Source organism: Aeromonas jandaei (assembly GCF_037890695.1).
Taxonomy (GTDB): Bacteria; Pseudomonadota; Gammaproteobacteria; order Enterobacterales; family Aeromonadaceae; genus Aeromonas; species Aeromonas jandaei.
Genome location: NZ_CP149571.1, coordinates 919,128 through 937,500, shown reverse-complemented (window position 1 = coordinate 937,500; position 18,373 = coordinate 919,128). Strand labels below are relative to the sequence as shown.

16 protein-coding genes are annotated in these 18,373 nt (G+C 60.1%); 9 read left to right on the top strand and 7 right to left on the bottom strand.

All coding sequences use genetic code 11. From position 1 onward, the window contains the following. Positions 1-186: 186 nt before the first annotated feature. From hemG to pepQ, 4 genes are read right to left on the bottom strand one after another with little or no spacing between them, the layout of a single operon-like run. Entirely contained in the window at positions 187-711 is a 525-nt protein-coding gene (hemG, locus tag WE862_RS04585) for a menaquinone-dependent protoporphyrinogen IX dehydrogenase (protein WP_042032785.1), read from the bottom strand. A gap of 7 nt (positions 712-718) precedes the next feature. Then, the gene (locus WE862_RS04580; protein WP_042032783.1) at positions 719-2,176 is read right to left on the bottom strand and encodes a TrkH family potassium uptake protein; all 1,458 of its coding nucleotides are present in this window, start codon (positions 2,174-2,176) and stop codon (positions 719-721) included. Between the two features lie 38 nt (positions 2,177-2,214). After that, the gene (locus tag WE862_RS04575; protein WP_042032782.1) at positions 2,215-2,832 is read right to left on the bottom strand and encodes an IMPACT family protein; all 618 of its coding nucleotides are present in this window, start codon (positions 2,830-2,832) and stop codon (positions 2,215-2,217) included. Next, positions 2,832-4,154: a Xaa-Pro dipeptidase gene (pepQ, locus tag WE862_RS04570; RefSeq protein WP_042032781.1), complete on the bottom strand. Its 1,323-nt coding sequence runs from the start codon at positions 4,152-4,154 to the stop codon at positions 2,832-2,834. Before pepQ ends, WE862_RS04575 begins: the two co-directional genes overlap by 1 nt. 191 nt (positions 4,155-4,345) lie before the next feature. Here pepQ and WE862_RS04565 point away from each other — a divergent pair, with 191 nt between their 5' ends. The 6 genes from WE862_RS04565 (at position 4,346) to WE862_RS04540 (ending at position 13,493) form a co-directional block, all read left to right on the top strand. Then, the gene (locus WE862_RS04565) at positions 4,346-6,283 is read left to right on the top strand and encodes an acetoacetate--CoA ligase (protein ID WP_042032779.1); all 1,938 of its coding nucleotides are present in this window, start codon (positions 4,346-4,348) and stop codon (positions 6,281-6,283) included. A gap of 204 nt (positions 6,284-6,487) precedes the next feature. Beyond that, positions 6,488-8,635: a fatty acid oxidation complex subunit alpha FadB gene (gene fadB, locus WE862_RS04560; RefSeq protein WP_042032776.1), complete on the top strand. Its 2,148-nt coding sequence runs from the start codon at positions 6,488-6,490 to the stop codon at positions 8,633-8,635. 21 nt (positions 8,636-8,656) lie between these two features. Further along, positions 8,657-9,820: an acetyl-CoA C-acyltransferase FadA gene (gene fadA / locus WE862_RS04555; RefSeq protein WP_042032774.1), complete on the top strand. Its 1,164-nt coding sequence runs from the start codon at positions 8,657-8,659 to the stop codon at positions 9,818-9,820. A 265-nt stretch (positions 9,821-10,085) separates the two neighbouring features. Continuing rightward, the gene (locus WE862_RS04550; RefSeq protein ID WP_033112852.1) at positions 10,086-10,808 is read left to right on the top strand and encodes a response regulator; all 723 of its coding nucleotides are present in this window, start codon (positions 10,086-10,088) and stop codon (positions 10,806-10,808) included. Further along, the gene (locus WE862_RS04545) at positions 10,805-12,247 is read left to right on the top strand and encodes an ATP-binding protein (RefSeq protein ID WP_041210601.1); all 1,443 of its coding nucleotides are present in this window, start codon (positions 10,805-10,807) and stop codon (positions 12,245-12,247) included. Before WE862_RS04550 ends, WE862_RS04545 begins: the two co-directional genes overlap by 4 nt. Before the next feature lie 7 nt (positions 12,248-12,254). Then, complete coding sequence (locus WE862_RS04540; protein ID WP_042032772.1) at positions 12,255-13,493, top strand: ABC transporter substrate-binding protein; 1,239 nt, start codon at positions 12,255-12,257, stop codon at positions 13,491-13,493. Positions 13,494-13,566: 73 nt separating this feature from the next. On the opposite strand, the gene WE862_RS04535 is transcribed toward WE862_RS04540, so the two are convergent. Further along, complete coding sequence (locus tag WE862_RS04535; protein WP_005339471.1) at positions 13,567-13,758, bottom strand: hypothetical protein; 192 nt, start codon at positions 13,756-13,758, stop codon at positions 13,567-13,569. A gap of 169 nt (positions 13,759-13,927) precedes the next feature. On the opposite strand from WE862_RS04535, the gene tusA reads away from it, so the two are divergent. Together tusA and WE862_RS04525 are read left to right on the top strand one after the other, a co-directional pair. After that, positions 13,928-14,173, top strand: coding sequence for a sulfurtransferase TusA (tusA, locus tag WE862_RS04530; protein ID WP_005342448.1), 246 nt, complete (start codon positions 13,928-13,930; stop codon positions 14,171-14,173). Between the two features lie 22 nt (positions 14,174-14,195). After that, positions 14,196-14,543: a RidA family protein gene (locus WE862_RS04525; protein WP_033112855.1), complete on the top strand. Its 348-nt coding sequence runs from the start codon at positions 14,196-14,198 to the stop codon at positions 14,541-14,543. A 144-nt stretch (positions 14,544-14,687) separates the two neighbouring features. Here WE862_RS04525 and WE862_RS04520 read toward each other — a convergent pair whose 3' ends face one another. Further along, positions 14,688-15,344, bottom strand: a complete 657-nt coding sequence (locus WE862_RS04520) for an OmpA family lipoprotein (protein ID WP_042032770.1) — start codon at positions 15,342-15,344, stop codon at positions 14,688-14,690. A 252-nt stretch (positions 15,345-15,596) separates the two neighbouring features. On the opposite strand from WE862_RS04520, the gene WE862_RS04515 reads away from it, so the two are divergent. Beyond that, complete coding sequence (locus WE862_RS04515; RefSeq protein WP_042032769.1) at positions 15,597-17,633, top strand: bacteriohemerythrin; 2,037 nt, start codon at positions 15,597-15,599, stop codon at positions 17,631-17,633. An 81-nt stretch (positions 17,634-17,714) separates the two neighbouring features. Here the strand turns inward: WE862_RS04515 and WE862_RS04510 are convergent, their stop codons facing one another. After that, the gene (locus tag WE862_RS04510) at positions 17,715-18,302 is read right to left on the bottom strand and encodes a DNA-3-methyladenine glycosylase I (RefSeq protein ID WP_042032768.1); all 588 of its coding nucleotides are present in this window, start codon (positions 18,300-18,302) and stop codon (positions 17,715-17,717) included. Positions 18,303-18,373 lie beyond the last annotated feature (71 nt).

Here is an 18,373-nt window from a genome sequence, read left to right as displayed (position 1 = left end):
TCAGGTTGGCGTGTTCTGCCGTGCTGGTAGGGGCGCATTATAGGGAGCCGCGCCGCGATGACAAGAGGAAAACTGCAAAAAATGGCATTTTTTACTGATTTCCGCTTCAACCGTTGTTTTATTAAACAAAAGCCCCGCATCGGCGGGGCTCTATGGGGCAATAAACCCTATATTCACATCGAATTGCTATCTTTTTGACCAGAATTCGCGTGCAAAGCCGCGCACCTTTTCCCAATCAGTAAATTCGAGGTCTTTACTGGTATCGGTACTGCCGCCAGTGATCTTCATAATCAGCTGGATAATGCGGGTCTGCCACCAGTTATAGCGAGAGTACTGCAGCGCACCGGCAAACACCCCCAGGGTTTTCGGCTTCCAGGGCGAGATGCGCAGAAACTTCTTCATATAGGCATTGGTCTGCGGTGTCTGCTTCTCGGGCTTGCGAGCGGTCAGGTTGACGCAGAAGAAGGCGGCATTGGCAACCTCCAGCTGCTCATGGTGGGCATGAATAAAGCTGAGCAGGCTGGGGTGGAAGTTGCCATAGCGGATAGAGGCGCCGATCAACACCTTCTTGTACTTGCTGAGATTGCACTTGGGCAGGGTGTGCAGATCGTGCATCACCACTTCACATCCCGGCATCTCCTCCAGCATGACATCGATGATTTTGCGGGTTTGACCGTCCCGAGAGGAATAAAGCACCAGAATCTTGTCCATAACGACCTCAACTACGCCAGAATGCAGGGGTAAACAGTACCAGAAGCGTAAAAATTTCCAATCGACCAAACAACATGGCCAACACCAGGATCCACTTTGCCAGCGCGCTGGTACCGGAGAAGTTGGCAGCCACATCCCCCAGACCCGGCCCAACGTTGGTCAAAGTCGCCGCTACTGCCGAGAAGGCGGTCACCTCATTCATACCCGTTGCGATCAACGCCAGCATAAAGAGCACGAAGAGGATGATGTAGGTGGCGAAGAATCCCCAGACCGCTTCAACCACCCGTTCCGGTACCGCCTTGCGTCCCAGCTTCAGGGTGTAGACAGCGCGCGGATGAACCAGCCGCTTCAGCTCCCGCATCCCCTGCATAAAGAGGATCATGAAACGCATCACCTTGATGCCGCCGCCGGTACTGCCGGCACAACAGCCGATAAAGGAGGAGAACATCAGCATGATGGGCAGGAATGAAGGCCAGTCGGCATAGCTGGCTGTGCTGTAACCGGTGGTCGTACCCAGCGAGACCGACTGGAACAGCGCGTGGTTGAGGGTCTCCTGCCAGTGCTCGTAGTGGTTGTGCTGCAGCAGTACCACTGCACAGAAGAGAAACAGAAACAGCTGGATCCCGAGAAAGACCTTTACCTCGGGATCCCTCAGATAGCTGAACAACCGCACCGGCCTGTGGGTAAAGACCATAAAGTGGAGGCCGAAGTTAATGCTGCCGATCAGCAGGAACAGCACGGTAATGAGGTTGATCGCCGCACTGTTGAAAAACCCTATGCTGGCATCATGAGTAGAAAAGCCACCAATGGAGAGGGTTGAGAAGGAATGACAGATGGCATCGAACAGCGTCATCCCCGCCATCCAGTATGCTAGGGCACACAGCGAAGTCAGCAGCACATAGACAAACCAGAGCGCCTTGGCCGTTTCGGCGATACGCGGCGTTACCTTGGTATCCTTGACCGGCCCCGGGATCTCGGCACGATAGAGCTGCATGCCCCCGATACCCAGCAGCGGCAACACGGCAACCGCCAGCACGATGATCCCCATCCCTCCCAGCCACTGCAGCAGCTGACGGTAGAACAGGAACGCCTTGGGCAGATTGTCCAGCCCGGTCAGCACGGTGGCGCCGGTGGTAGTCAGGCCGGAGAAAGATTCAAAGAATGCCTCGGAAACCGACATATGCGGGGCATCACTCAGAATAAAGGGCACAGCCCCCACGCTACCCAGCACCACCCAGAACAACACTACGATGAGGAAACCCTCTTTCGCTCTGAGCTCCTTCTTGTGATAACGGTTGGGAAACCAGAGCGCGACCCCGAGCAACAGGGCCATGAGGAAAGATTTGATGAACTCGGCGCCGCCCCCATCCCGATAACCAAACGCAACCAGCGCTGGCAGCAGCATGGTCGAGCTGAATAGCGCAACCAGCAGGCCAACGATGCGAATAATGCTCAGGGTGTGCATTCCGGCTCCTACTTCAAGACGATAAAGAGCGATGGATTCTAGCCATCTAAAGGCTGAAGGGATACCCGCCCATGGGTTCTGTCGGTCAATTCGCGGTCAACCCGCGCCCAGACTGCAGACTCCCACGCCACCTGCAGGGTAACCTGCTGGCCGTAATCGGCAGCCAGCAGTTCGCCGTTGTGACTGCTGATCAGTGACTCGACCACGCCCATGTCGCCATAGTCGCAATGAATGGAGGAAGGAGTGCGCGGCACCTTGAGTTCGGTCACCAGCTGCTTGAGGGCTGCCCCCACGCCGCCGCCATAGGCTTTGACCAGTCCACCGGTGCCAAGCTGGATGCCACCGTAGTAGCGCACCACCACGGCGCAGATTTCACCGAGCCCCGACCCCATCAACTGGGCCAGGATCGGCTTGCCCGCAGTACCGGAGGGTTCGCCATCATCACTGAAGCCATAGACCTGACTATCTTGCGGTGCGCCCGCCACAAAGGCCCAGCAGTGATGGCGAGCTGTCGGATGTTGACGCTTGATTTCGTTGACCCACCCCTTGGCCGCCTCAACGGTCGGGGTGTGGGCAATCAGGGTAATGAAACGACTCTTCTTGATCTCTTCGCTGAGCTCCAATGGAGCGGCCGGAATGGAGTACGCTGCCGCCATCAGAGCCCTGCTTGTCTGGTCATGTTCTCCACCCCGTTGGCGTGCAGCACGATGTTGTCCTCAATGCGGATGCCGCCGAACGGACGCAGTGCCTCCACCTTGTTCCAGTTGACTCGCTTGCCCTGTTCGCCCTGACGCAGCGGCTCCAGCAGGCTGTCGATGAAGTAGAGACCGGGCTCGATAGTGAACACTTGACCCACCTCCATCACCCGGGTGCAGCGCAGATAGGGGAACTGCTCGGGAGCCGCCAGATGGGTGCCGCGCTCATCCTGCATGAAACCACCCGCATCGTGCACCTGCAGGCCGAGGAAGTGGCCGAGACCATGGGGGAAGAAGACGTTGGTCACCCCGGTGTGGATCATCTCGTCCACCGACATATCCACCAGCTCGGTCGCTTGCAGCAGGCGCGCCAGCTTGTGGTGCATCTGCAGATGCAGCTCGCTGTAGCGACGACCCGGTTTGATCTCGCCGATGATCTCCTGCTGCTGCGCATCCAGCGCCGCGATGAGATCGGCAAACTCGCCGCGGCGCCACGCCCAGGTACGGGTGATATCTGAGGCATAACCGTGGAAATCGACGCCCGCATCGATCAGGAAGGAGTAACGCTCGGCATCAGGCACCCGCACGGCCGAGAGATGGGTGTAGTGAAGAATTGCCGCATTGCGGTTGATGGCGACGATATTGCCGTAAGGCGCCTCATTGGCCCCCTGCCCGACCGCCTTCATGTAGGCCAGATTGATTTCGAACTCGCTCGCCCCTGCCATAAAAGAGTCCTTGGCCGCGATATGACCACGGACACCGATGCGGTTCGCCTCGCGCAGACACTCCAGCTCGTAGGGGGTCTTGTAGGCGCGGTGATAGTGCAGGTAGTTGAGCACTGCCTCCGGATTGGGCTGGGTCAGCCCCAGCAGCTCGGCCACTTCCAGATGACCGCCCAGATAGGCCCACTCCTGCTTGTTGCCCGGCAGATGATCGGCGACTTGTTCCGGTCGGGTCAGGAAGCGGATATCGAAGAACTCGACCCAGAAGGCATTGGGCAGATCCGCCACCTTGTGCCAGAAATCGGCCGGACGATAGAACAGCAGGATTGGTTTGTTCACCCCGTCCACCAGCAGCCAGCAGTGGGAATTGTCCAGCACCGGCAACCAGGCCTTGAAGTGCGGGTTTACCTTGAACGGGTAATCCTGATCATCGAGGAAGATGCGGTGGGTCTGGCCGGAGTGGATGGCCAGCCCGCCAAGTCCCTGTTGCTGCAGGATATCGCGGGTGCGTTGCTGCAAAGTATCGAGATGCTGGGCAAAAAGTTGGCTGTAGCTGCTCATGGCGTCCTGCTCCGAGGTGAATGTGATTGCAGCATAACATCAAGCGCTTGGCGGCTCGACCCGTCAAGCTGCCGCTTCGTGAGGTAACGCATACGTTACAAACGTGTTTGTTATCAACAGAGAACCAACCGTTAACAAATCAAAAACAATTCAATACACTGCCGGTAGATACATGAAGTCAGGGATTACTCATGGACAACCTCTGCCTGTGGCAACCGGATCCGCTCAGGATGCAGCAATCCAACCTCTACCGCTTTATGGCAGAGGTGAACCGCTTCCACGGCCTGCAACTACAGGACTATCCGCAGCTGTGGCAATGGTCGGTGGAAAAGACCACCCGCTTCTGGCCGCTGGTGTGGCAGCACTGCGGCGTCAAGGGCGAACTCGGCAACATAGTGGCGGAGAATCGTCAGGATATGCAGCGCACCCGCTGGTTCCCCGACAGCCGCCTCAACTTCGCCGAAAACCTGCTGCGCCGCCAGGACGAGAGCCCGGCCATCATCTCCCGCATCGAAGGGAGCCCAAGCCGCACCCTCAGCTGGAGTGAACTGAGTGATCAGGTGGCCCGGCTGGCTCAGTGGCTGCGCAATCAGGGAATTGGTCGTGGCGATGTGGTTGCCGCCTATCTGCCCAATATCCCGGAAACCGTGGTAGCCATGCTGGCAACCACCAGCCTGGGGGCGATCTGGACCTCCACCAGCCCCGACTTTGGCGAGGCCAGCGTGGTAGAGCGCTTCGGCCAGACCCGGCCGCGAGTGCTGTTTGCGGTGGATGGCTATCGCTACAACGGCAAGGCCATCGATATTCAGGACAAAGTGGCAGGGGTCGTCAGCCAGATCGACAGCATAGAGCAGACGGTGATGATCCCCCTGCTCGGCAACCCGCTGCTGCTTGGTCACGACTGGCAGCAACTGCTGGCAAGCCAACCGGACACCAGCCTCCAGTTCGAGCCGATGGCTTTCAATGACCCGCTCTACATCCTCTACTCCTCCGGCACCACCGGCAAACCCAAGTGCATCGTCCACGGGATTGGCGGCACCCTGCTGCAACACCTGAAAGAGCACCAGCTGCACTGCGACATCAAGCCGGGGGAGCGGATCTTCTACTTCACCACCTGTGGCTGGATGATGTGGAACTGGCTGGTGAGCGCGCTCGCCTCCGGCGCCACCCTGGTGCTCTATGACGGCTCGCCCTTTTACCCGGATGGCAACGTGCTGTGGGATCTCGCCCGCGACGAGCAGGTCAGCTTGTTCGGCACCTCGGCCAAGTATCTCGACGCGCTGCACAAACAGGGTTATGCCCCCATCAACAGCCACGACTTGCCGCACTTGCGGCTGATCTGCAGCACCGGCTCTGTGCTGTCGCCGGAAGGATTCGACTACGTCTACCAGCAGATAAAGCAGGATGTGCAGCTCAGCTCCATCTCAGGCGGCACCGATATCTGCTCCTGCTTCGTCATCGGCAACCCGCTCAGCCCGGTCTATCGCGGCGAAAGTCAGGGACGCGGCCTCGGTCTCGCGGTGCAGGTATTCAACGAAGCGGGCCAGCCGGTGCAGGGGGAGAAGGGCGAGCTGGTCTGTACCAAGCCGTTCCCGGCCCAGCCCATCTACTTCTGGGGCGACGAGAATGGCGACAAGTACCACGCCGCCTATTTCGAACGGTTTGACAACATCTGGTGCCATGGCGACTGGATCGAGCTGACCCCGACCGGCGGCATTCTGTTCTACGGCCGCTCCGACGCCACCCTCAACCCGGGCGGCGTGCGCATCGGCACCAGCGAGATCTACCGCTATGTTGAGCAGCTGGACGAGGTGGAGGAGAGCATCGTCATCGGCCAGCAGTGGCAGCAGGACGAGCGGGTGGTGCTGTTCGTCAAGCTCAAAGCGGGCTGCAAGCTGGACGAGCCGCTGCGCGAGCGGATCCGCCAACAAATAAAGCAGCACTGCACCGCCCGCCACGTGCCGGCCCGCATCCTGCAGGTGGATGCCATCCCCCGCACCAAGTCCGGCAAGATCGTCGAACTGGCGGTGCGCGAAGTGGTACACAACCGGCCGGTCAACAATACCCATGCCCTCGCCGATCCCGAGGTGCTGAACCAGTATCGCAACCGGCCGGAACTGGCCAGTTGATAACAAACTCACATCCATCGGAGGCGCCACAAGGCGCCTCTCTTTTGCCTGTTTTGTGATGAGGAGCTTTTACTCGATAACTGTTAAACAAATGTTTTAAATAGGTGTTGAAAATGTCTCCTTTTGGATCAATAGTGAGCCTCGCCCCCTGCTGGGGATTAAGGAGCACCACTCCCCACTGAGTGGGAACAAGGAGACACTCTCATGATCTACCAAGGCGAAACCCTGTCGGTCAGCTACCTCGAAAACGGCATTGCCGAGCTGAGGTTTGATGCCCCGGGTTCAGTCAACAAGCTGGATCGCGCTACCCTGCTCTCCCTGAGCGAAGCGATCGCCGCATTACAACAAGAACGTGAACTAAAAGGTCTGATCCTCACCTCCGGCAAAGACGCCTTTATCGTCGGTGCCGACATTACCGAATTCCTGGAACTGTTCGATCTGCCGCAAGAAGATCTGCTCGGCTGGCTGAAAAAGGCCAACGACATCTTCAATGCCATCGAAGATCTGCCGGTTCCGACCCTCTCCGCCATCAAGGGCCACGCCCTCGGCGGCGGCTGCGAGACCATCCTTTCCACTGACTTCCGTCTGGCCGACACCACCGCCAAAATCGGCCTGCCCGAGACCAAACTCGGCATCATGCCGGGCTTTGGCGGCACAGTCCGTCTGCCGCGAGTGATCGGCGCCGACAACGCGCTCGAGTGGATCACCACCGGCAAGGATTATCGTGCCGATGACGCCCTCAAGGTGGGTGCCATCGATGCCGTGGTCGCCCCTGACGCGCTGCAGAGCGCTGCGCTGCAGATGATCAAGGACGCCATCGCGGGCAAACTGGACTGGCAGAGCCGTCGCGCCGCCAAGAAAGCGCCGCTGCGCCTCTCCAAACTGGAAGCCATGATGAGCTTCACCACCGCCGCCGGCATGGTTGCCGCCGTGGCGGGCAAACACTATCCGGCACCGATGACGGCGGTGAAAACCGTCGAGGCCGCCGCAGGTATGGGCCGTGACGAAGCGCTGGCCGCCGAGGCACAGGGCTTTATCAAGCTGGCCAAGACCGATGTGGCCAAGGCGCTGGTCGGCATCTTCCTGAACGATCAACACATCAAGGCGCTGGCCAAGAAGGCGGCCAAGCAGGCAAGCAAGGCCACTGGCCACGCCGCCGTACTGGGTGCCGGCATCATGGGTGGCGGCATCGCCTACCAGTCTGCCAGCAAGGGCATTCCGGCGGTGATGAAGGACATCAACGAGAAGGCTCTGGCACTTGGCATGGGCGAAGCCACCAAGCTGCTCAACGGCCAGCTCGAGAAGGGCCGCATCGATGGCATCAAGATGGGCCAGGTGCTCTCTGCCATTACCCCGACCCTCAGCTATGACAACGTCAAAGGCGTGGACGTCGTCGTCGAAGCCGTGGTCGAGAATCCCAAGGTGAAAGCCGCCGTACTGGGCGAAGTGGAAGGAATCATCGGCGAAGACGCCGTGCTCGCCAGCAACACCTCCACCATTCCCATCTCTCTGCTGGCCAAGGGGCTGAAGCGCCCGCAGAACTTCTGCGGCATGCACTTCTTCAACCCGGTGCACCGCATGCCGCTGGTGGAGATCATCCGCGGCGAGCAGACCTCCGATGAAACCATCAACCGCGTGGTGGCCTACGCCGCCGCCATGGGCAAGTCCCCGGTCGTGGTCAACGACTGCCCGGGCTTCTTCGTCAACCGCGTGCTGTTCCCCTACTTCTTCGGCTTCAACAAGCTGGTCGCCGATGGCGCCGACTTCGCTGCCGTCGACAAGGTGATGGAGAAGGAGTTTGGCTGGCCCATGGGCCCCGCCTACCTGCTGGACGTGGTCGGCATCGACACCGGCCACCATGCCGGTGACGTGATGGCGCAGGGCTTCCCGGCGCGCATGAGCAAGGAAGGTCGCACCGCCATCGACGTGATGTACGAAGTGAACCGCTTCGGTCAGAAAAATGGCAAGGGCTTCTACGCCTACGAGCAGGACAAGAAGGGCAAGCCGAAGAAGGTGGCCGACGCCGCCAGTTACGAGCTGCTGGCCCCCATTGCCAAGCCGAAACAGGATTTCGACAAGGACGCCATCATCGCACGCATGATGATCCCGATGATCAACGAGGTGGTGCTCTGTCTGGAAGAGGGCATAGTCGCCACGCCAGCCGAAGCCGACATCGCGCTGGTCTACGGTCTGGGCTTCCCTCCCTTCCGCGGCGGCGTGTTCCGCTATCTGGACACCATTGGTCTGGATCGCTACGTGGCCATGGCCGACCAGTATGCCGATTTGGGCCCGCTCTACCGCGTCAGCGACAAGCTGCGCGAGATGGCTGCCCAGGGCAAAACCTTCTACTGATTGCGGAAAGGAGATCCATTCATGAAAGACGTAGTCATTGTCGACTGTATCCGGACCCCGATGGGCCGGTCGAAGGGCGGCGCCTTCCGCAACGTGCGTGCAGAAGATCTGTCCGCGCACCTGATGAAATCCATCCTGCTGCGCAACCCCAACCTCGACCCGAACGAGATCGAGGATATCTACTGGGGCTGCGTGCAGCAGACCCTGGAGCAGGGTTTCAACATCGCCCGCAACGCCGCCTTGCTGGCCGGCATACCCAAGCAGGTGGGAGCGGTCACCGTCAACCGTCTGTGCGGCTCCAGTATGCAGGCACTGCATGATGCCTCTCGCGCCATTCAGGTAGGTGATGGGGATATCTTCATCATCGGCGGCGTTGAGCATATGGGTCACGTGCCGATGAGCCACGGCGTCGACTTCCACCCCGGCATGGCCAAGTCGGTAGCGAAAGCCTCCGGCATGATGGGGTTGACCGCCGAGATGCTCGGCAAGCTGCACGGCATCAGCCGTCAGCAGCAGGACGAGTTTGCCGCCCGCTCCCATCGCCGTGCCCACGCGGCAACCGTGGAAGGACGTTTTGCCAAGGAGATCGTCGGGCTGGAAGGCCATGACGCCAGCGGCGCCCGCTTCTTCTACGACTACGACGAGGTGATCCGCCCGGAGACCACGGTAGAAACCCTGAGCCAGCTGCGCCCGGTGTTTGACCCGGTCAACGGCACCGTCACCGCTGGCAGCTCCTCGGCCCTGTCCGATGGCGCCGCCGCCATGCTGGTGATGAGCGCGGATCGCGCCAAGGCCCTCGGCCTCACGCCGCGCGCCAGGGTACGTGCCATGGCCATCGCCGGCTGTGACGCTGCCATCATGGGTTACGGCCCGGTGCCGGCCACCCAGAAGGCGCTCAAACGGGCCGGTCTGACCATCGGCGACATCGACCTGTTCGAGCTGAACGAGGCGTTTGCCGCCCAGTCCCTGCCCTGCGTGAAAGATTTGGGTCTGCAGGATCAGGTGGACGAGAAGGTGAACCTCAACGGCGGCGCCATTGCGCTGGGTCACCCGCTCGGCTGCTCCGGTGCGCGCATCTCCACTACCCTCATCAATCTGATGGAGGAGAAGGATGCCACCCTGGGGGTTGCCACCATGTGTATCGGTCTGGGTCAGGGCATCGCCACCGTATTCGAACGGGTGTGATCCACAAGCAACTCGATCGAATATCAACGTTTTCGGGGCCGGCATTACCGGCCCCTTTTCAAATCTGAGGCCATCGCCACACGGGGTGCTGGCCTGTAGTCGGATGCTGGGTATTGGCCGTCCCGTTTGGGTCGGCCTTTTTTCGTTTTAAACCCGGCAATGGGTGGTTATTGCTCCAAACCTCACATTAGATAGGGGGCTTGCTTGCTTTTTGCTCCCCCGACAGGTTCAATCTGCACAAAAAAATGGGTGGATGCACATACATATGTCAATGAGCAAACAACTGCTGATCGTCGATGACGACCAAGAGATCCGCGAGCTGCTCAATGAATACCTGACCCGGGCGGGCTTTCAGGTATTGACGGCGGCAGAGGGCAACGAGATGCGCGAGCAGCTCGCCCAGCACAGCCCGGACCTGATCATTCTGGACATCATGATGCCCGGCGAGGATGGCTTTACCCTCTGCCAGCAGATCCGTCGCACCTCCCAGGTGCCCATCATCATGCTGACTGCGGCTTCCGACGAGGCGGATCGGGTGATCGGCCTCGAACTCGGCGCCGATGACTACATCGCCAAGCCCTTCAGCCCGCGCGAACTGCAGGCCCGCATCAAGGCCCTGCTGCGCCGCGCCGAATTTCGCCAGCCGGAAAAAGAGAAAGAGCCGAGCCGCCGCCTGCGCTTCGCCGAGTGGACCCTCGACACCCTGAGCCACCAGCTGACCCACGAAGATGGCAGCCTGCTGGACCTCTCCGGCAGCGATGCCATGCTGCTCGGCATGTTCCTGCAACAGCCCGGCGTGGTGCTGGATCGCGACACCATCTCAGATGCCACCCGCGGCCGCGAAAGCCTGCCGATGGAGCGCGGCATCGACGTGCAGATCAGCCGCTTGCGCCAGAAGCTGGGCGACAATGGCAAGAGCCCGCGCATCATCAAAACCATCCGCGGTAGCGGCTACATGCTGATCGCCGAGGTGCACGAACTGCCATGAGCAACAAATGGTCCTGGGGGGCACTGGTGCCCCGCTCTCTGCTGTCGCGGATGATCCTGCTGCTGCTGCTGGCCATCCTGCTCTCCCAGACCATTCTGACCGGCATCTGGATGCAGCAGATCCAGAAGCGGGAGCTGGAGGGGATGCTCAGCACCACCCGCAACCTCGCCATGTCTGCCGCCTCCACCGTCAACTTCTTCAAATCCCTGCCGCTGCAATATCGCCACATCGCCCTCGACCAGCTGCGCAACATGGGCGGCAGCCGCTTCTTCGTCTCGCTGAACGAAGAGGAGATCCACATCAACGCCATCCCCGACAGCGAACGCAAGACGCAGGTGCTGGAGGAGGTGCAGGGAGTGCTGACCCGCAAGCTCTCCGATGCCATGGCGATCAAGGTGGACTTCTCGCGGCCCGAAGACCTCCACGTATTCAACAACGACACCCTGCTGGCGGATCTCCCCTCCTCCTGGGCACGCTACACCCTGTCGCTCGAGCCCATCAATCCGCCGGTGCTGGTGACCCAGATCGAGATCGAAAAGGGGGAGTGGCTCTATCTGGCGGCCCTGCTGCCCGCCCCCTACATGACGCTGGATGACACCGTCATGCCAAGCAATCAGGTGCGCTTCATCGCCCTGATGACGGTGTTCCTCTGCTTCTTCACCTTTATGCTGGTGCGCTGGCAGACCCGGCCGCTGCGCCGGCTGGCCAAGGCGGCGGTCAACCTCGGCAAGGATATCGACCAGCCTTCGCTCAAGGAGGAGGGCGCCTCCGAGATCGTGGCGGCGACCCGCGCCTTCAACATCATGCAGCACCGCATCCGCCGCTATATCGATGATCGGGAGCGGCTGTTCAGCTCTATTTCTCACGACCTCAAGACCCCCATCACCCGGCTGCGGCTGCGGGTCGAGCTGCTCGACGACGAGGTACAGATCGCCAAGTTCAACAAGGATCTCGACGAACTCGAGCTGATGGTGAAAGGGGCACTGCAGACGGTCAAAGAGACCGACATCCACGAGAACATCGAGGAGATCGACATCAACGCCCTGCTGGAGCAGATGGCCGAGTCGCTCAACCTCCACGACGAACGTCTCACCATCGAAGGGCACTGCAAATGGCCCTACCGCGGCAAGCTGCTGGCGCTCAAGCGCTGCATCGGCAATCTGGTGGACAACGGCATCAAGTACGGCCAGCGGGTGCGCATCATCATCATGGATGACGAGGAGATGCTGATCCTGTTCATCATGGATGAGGGCCCCGGCCTGCCGGATGACCAGTTCGAGCGCATCTTCGAGCCCTATTACCGGCTCAGCACGGATCAGGCCGGCACCGGTCTCGGGCTCGGCATCGCCCGCAACATCGCCCATGCTCACGGCGGCGATCTGGTGCTGGAAAATCGTCCGCAAGGTGGTCTGCAGGCCACCCTCTCACTGCCAAGGTAGTCTTCTCATGAAGTGGTTCCCTCTCCCCCTGCTAGCCCTGCTCTCCGGTTCTGTCTGTGCCTCCCAGGTGGAGGTGCTGCACTGGTGGACCTCCGGCGGCGAAGCGCAGGCGGTCGAAGTGCTCAAATCGGAGTGGATCGCCAAAGGCAACCAGTGGAATGACTTCGCGGTACAGGGCGGTGGCGGCAAGAGCGCCATGACGGTGCTGAAAAGCCGGGCGCTGGCCGCCAACCCGCCGGAGGCGGCCCATCTCAAGGGGTATGAGCTCAAGGAGTGGGCCGGGCTCGGTTTTTTGCGCGACCTCACCCCCATGGCGGAGCACCTCGGCTGGTACAGCCAGATGCCGCCTATGGTGCGGGCCACCCTCAGCCAGAACGGCGCCCTGATGGCGGTGCCTACCGGTATCCACCGGGTCAACTGGTTATGGCTCAACCGCAAGGTGTTCGAGCAACAGAAACTCACCCCTCCCACCGACTGGGCCCAGTTCGTGACGGTCGCCGACCAGCTTAAAAAACGAGGCATTACTCCGCTCGCCATCGGCAACGAGCCCTGGCAGCTGGCCGTCCTGTTTGAAACGGTGGCACTCGGTGAAGGGGGCAAGCAGTTCTATCGCAAAGCCTTTGTGGAACAGGACAGCGCCACCCTGACCGGCCCCGACATGGTGCGGGTTCTTACCCGCTTCCAGCAGCTGCGCGCCTACGTGCCACAAAAGTACGCCGGACTGAAATGGCATCAGGCCACCAATCTGCTGGAGAGCGGCGGCGCCGCCATGCAGGTGATGGGTGACTGGGTGAAGGGGGAGCTGCTCGCCGGCAACTACCGGCCGGGCGAAGATATCGAATGCCTGCCAAGCCCCGGCAGCACCGGGCTGTTCAGCTACAACCTCGACTCCATCGCCATGTTCAAACAGCGGGATCCGGCCCAGCTGCAGGCGCAGGGGGAGCTGGCCCAGCTGCTGATGACGCCGAAGTTTCAGGAGGAGTTCAACCGGGTGAAGGGGTCGATCCCGGCGCTGACCAAACCCAACATGAGCAAGTTTGATCGCTGCGCCATCCGCTCCTATCAGGATTTCCTCCACGCCGAGCAGCAGGACAATCTGCTGCCCAGCATGGCAGAGGGGATGGCCACTCCCACCAATATGCGTCAGGCAATTCTGGATGTGCTGAGCAACTTCTTCAACGACCCCAAAGCCAATCCACAGCAGACGGCGCTGCATCTGGAGCGGGCGATGCGCTCGACCCGCTGATCCGGGCTACTGGCCAATCGACAGAAATGACAAAGGCGGATTGCTCCGCCTTTGTTGTTGAATCGTCATCAAGTCAGGATTGATCGTTTTCGTCCTCATCCTCGTCATAGTAATCGCTGAGCTCGATCCAGAGCCCCAGCCCGACCATCACCATGGAACCGAACCAGGTACCGGTATTCCCGATCGGGCTGCCCATCACTATCATTGCGAAGGACAAGAACCCCATGCCTGCATAGGCCTGCAATCTGCCGTAGGAGACCTGCATATTCACCTCCTTGTTGAATATGGTTCAATTTTTATATTACTCGTCCGGCAGGCGCTGGATAGTCCGCAATAACATTTTGGTTACATATGCTGTTAGACAGGCCAATGGTTTGCTTATTTTTTAGCCCTGAGTATCATTGGCAGCCGAATAGGTTGAAGGTTGATGATAGATGAGTGATTTATTCTGCGATGCAACTCACGAGTTGGACGCAATCGGGCTTCGTTGCCCGGAGCCTGTGATGATGGTGCGTAAAAAAGTGCGGCTGATGGCTGACGGGGAGACCCTGCTGGTCAGTGCCGACGACCCCTCAACCACCCGCGACATCCCCAGTTTCTGCCGCTTTATGGATCACACTCTGGTCGCCAGCGAGACAGAGCAGGCCCCCTACCGTTATCTGATCCGCAAGGGTCAATAATTCCCCGTTTCCGGAGCACGCCATGACAACCATTACCCGAATCGGCACCACCCAGCGTTGGTCTGACGTCGTCATTCACAACGGCACCCTCTATGTGGTGGAAGTCCCCGTCAGCGAAGAGGCCGACATCCACCAGCAGACCCGCGAAGTGCTGACCAGCCTGCAACGCCTGCTGGAAGCCAACGGCTCCGGCGTCGACAAAATCCTGATGGCCAACATTTATCTGAAAGATATTGGCGATATCGCCGCTTTCAACGAGCAGTGGGATGCCTGGATCCCTGCCGGCACCGCACCGGTACGCGCCTGTGTACAGGCCCGTCTGGCCCACGAAGGCTACAAGGTGGAAGTGCAGCTGACTGCGGCTGTCTAAGAGGCGGTTCTTCCCCTCATCCCCGGCCCTTCTCCCACAAGGGGAACAGGGAGCAAAGAACAAGGAGCCATTGCTCGCAACGGCTCCAATAGAAAGGCCCCGCCATCACTGGCGGGGCCTTTTCGTTACCGAAACCTGAACGACTTAGGCAGTCGGGGTCAGGGTAATGGTGACGCGGCGGTTCTGGGCTTTGCCGGCTGCAGTACTGTTGGTGGCAATCGGCTGATCCGGGCCAACACCTGTGGTAGCGATACGGCTGCCTGCAACGCCCTGACCGATCAGCTGGGCGGCAACGGCGTCGGCGCGCTCGCGGGAGAGCTTCATGTTCAGATCGCGGGAACCAGTGCTGTCGGTGTGACCGACTACGTTCAGGCGAGTCTTGTCGAACTCGGCAACCACCATGGCCACGCCGGACAGGGTGTTGGCGCCGGCCGCTTTCAGCTGGGAGCTGGAGCTGTCGAAGGTGACGTTGTTCGGCATGTTGAGGATCAGATCGTTGCCATTACGGGTAACGCTGACGCCAGTGCCCTGCAGCTTCTCGCGCAGCTTGGCTTCCTGCACATCCATGTAGTAACCGATACCGCCACCCAGCGCGGCACCGGCGGCCACACCAGTCAGGATACCCTTCTTGCGGTCACCCTTGCTGGAGGAGAGCGCGCCTACTGCGGCACCGGCAGCGGCACCGGCCAGCGCGCCCCAGGCGCCCTTGGAGGTCTGGGATTCACCAGTGTAGGGATTGGTGGTACAGCCGCTCAGGGCAACGGCGAGTGCAACAGCGGGAACCAGAGTCTTGAAATGCATGAAAAAACCTCAAAGAAACAACTCGATAAACTGAAGGGCGGCATTCTACCCCAGAGGTGTGCCAAGGTGTGACGTCAGCAGAAAGAGAGTGACACCGGGCAGAAAAGGGCAGTATCGGTCATTGAACTTGCTCTTCCCTGAACCAGAGGGGAAAACCTGACGAAGAGAGTGGATATGTGATTAAAGGCAGGCCGTTGGGTGGCTCCATTGACTACTATTGAAGGTACTGTCAATAGGGCATCCGAGGGTTCCATGTCTTCACTGCTTCGCAATATATCGATCCGGCGCCTGCTGCTGGGAGCAAGCCTCATCATCTTGCTGACCATGATTTTGAGCAACATCTGGCGCAGCACATTGACCAGCCAGCTCGGCCTGCTACCGGGCGAAGTGATCAAGATCACCAACGTCCAGATAGCGCTGCAGGAGCTGCGTTACCACACCACCCAGGTACAACAATTCCTCACCGATGCCGCCGTATCGGGGGAGCAGGACTCTATCGGCGAGGCAGAGCAGCATGCTCAGGCGGCTCGTCAGCTACTCGACACCCTGCCCCGGTTGCAGAGTGCTCTGACCCCCCTGCTGACCCGTCAGCTGGATGTGGGCAAGCGGATGGTCGATGCCTATCTCAAAGAGGGACGTGAGGCGGGCAACCGCCTGATGAAGGAGCCGGATCAGGGCTTCGATGCGCTGACCGATAGCATCGCCAGTGCCGTCGAACAGGCGCTCGAACAGCAGCGGCAGCAACTGCAGCAGCAGGAGCGGGCCATTGAAAATCAGAACCAGACCCTGCAGAGCCAGGATATGATCCTGCTATTCGTCAGCCTGGCCGTTATCATGCTGATGCTGCTGCTGATCCACCTCAAGACCGTGCAGCCCCTGCAGCAACTGATGGCCCAGCTGGTCGAGCTGGCCAATCGCAGCCACAATCTCACCTTCCGGCTGCGCATTCAGGGGCAGGACGAATTCGCCTATCTGGCCAAGGTGTTCAACCGCTTCCTCGACAATATCGACAGCCTGATCGGCTCGGTGCAGCAGGTTTCCCACAAAACCCATGACAAGATGGCACTGCTGATGAACCACTCCGGCAGCACCTTCAACAGCATGCAGCAGGCTCAGCAAAACACCGACATGCTGGCGGCCGCCATCAACGAGATGACTGCCACCGTCCACAACATCGAGCACAACACCGAGCAGGCCAGTCAGGATACCCTGCTCACCCAGCAGCAGGCCCACGATGGCCAGCAGCAGGTAAGCCAGACCATAGCCCTGATCCGTCAGGTCGCCGACCATATCGAGCAATCCGCCGGGGAAGTGACCCAGCTGGATCAGGAGAGCACCCAGATCGGCAACATCTTGCAGGTGATCCGCACCATCTCGGAACAGACCAACCTGCTGGCCCTCAACGCCGCCATCGAGGCGGCCCGGGCCGGCGAACAGGGGCGCGGCTTTGCGGTGGTGGCCGACGAGGTGCGCCAGCTGGCTATTCGTACCCAGGCGGCTACCGTCGATATCCAGCAGCGGATCGAGGCGCTGCAGAACAACACCCGCCATGCGGTCAACACCATGCACACCACCCGCAATGTCAGCGAGCAGGCGGTCAATCAGGCGGCCGGCACCGGCGAAACTCTAAACTCTATCGTCGAGGCGATCACCCGGGTTGCCGACATGAACGGCCAGATCGCCACCGCCGCTGAGCAGCAGGCCAAGGTGACCGAAGAGACCAACCGCAACGTCATGCTGGTCGCCAACATCGCCCGCGAATGTCTGGACCTTTCGCGCGAGAGCCGCACCCATACCCGGGATCTCAATCAGGCCAATGAGGAGATCCGTCTGGTCAGCGATCAGTTCGAGGTCAACTCAAACCCCCACAATGGTAACGAGCAAGACCTGCTGCACTGGAACGAATCCTTTATGGTCAACGTGCCGAGCGTGGACCGCCAGCATCAGGGGTTGTTCGAGGCGATGAACCGCTTCTACCACGCAGTCCGTGACAACAGCTCGCCCCAGCAGCGCAAACAGCGGCTGGACGAGCTGCTCAAGCTGGCGACCCAGCACTTTGCCGATGAAGAGAAGAGCATGGAGCAGGCCTGCTACCCCGACCTGCAACGCCACAAGCAGGAGCACGTCAAGCTGCTGGCCGAACTGGGCGCCCTGATCCGCCGCGAAGGGGGCGACGAGCAGGAGCGCAATATGGAGATGATCATCTTCCTCAAGAATTGGCTGCTCAACCACATCTTCCGGGTGGACAAGCAGTACAGCGACTGCATGATCAAGGCGGGGGTGAAGTAGCCACCTCCCTCACCTTGCCAAAAACAACAATGCCAGTCAGTCATGACTGGCGTTTTTGTTTGCGGGGCTACTTCGGCAGGGCTATGTACGGGCGGGGCGGGCTGCCTGCTGGCATTCGGCATGGCAGGGGCAGCTGACCAGATGATCGTTCACCATCCCCACCGCCTGCATAAAGGCGTAGCAAATAGTGCTGCCGACGAAGGTAAAACCGCGTTTCTTGAGCGCTTTCGACATGGCATCCGACTCCGGCGAGGTCGCCGGAATATCGCCGTTGCCCTGGCGCTGGTGGACGATGGGGGCGCCGCCGACAAAGCTCCACAGATAATCGACAAAGTCGATGCCTTCGGCCTCCAGCGCCAGATAGGCGCGGGCGTTTTTGATGATCGACTGCACCTTGAGCCGGTTGCGGATAATGCCGCTGTCCTGCATCAGCCGCTCCACATCCTGCTCGTCGAACTGCACGATACGCTGCGGATCAAAGTCGGCATAGGCGCGGTAATAGCTCTCGGTGCGCTTGAGGATGGTGATCCACGACAGTCCCGCCTGCTGGCCGTCGAGGCAGAGCTTGGCAAACAGCTCGCGGGCGTCATAGACCGGCCTGCCCCACTGTTTGTCATGGTATTCAATGTATTCCGGGTCTTTGGTCACCCAGGCGCAGCGCAGTTCCATTTCCTCTCCCTCGTTATTTCAGCGGTTTCCCCGACCCTGCCCACTCCGCAGGCGGCACTGCTCACATCATA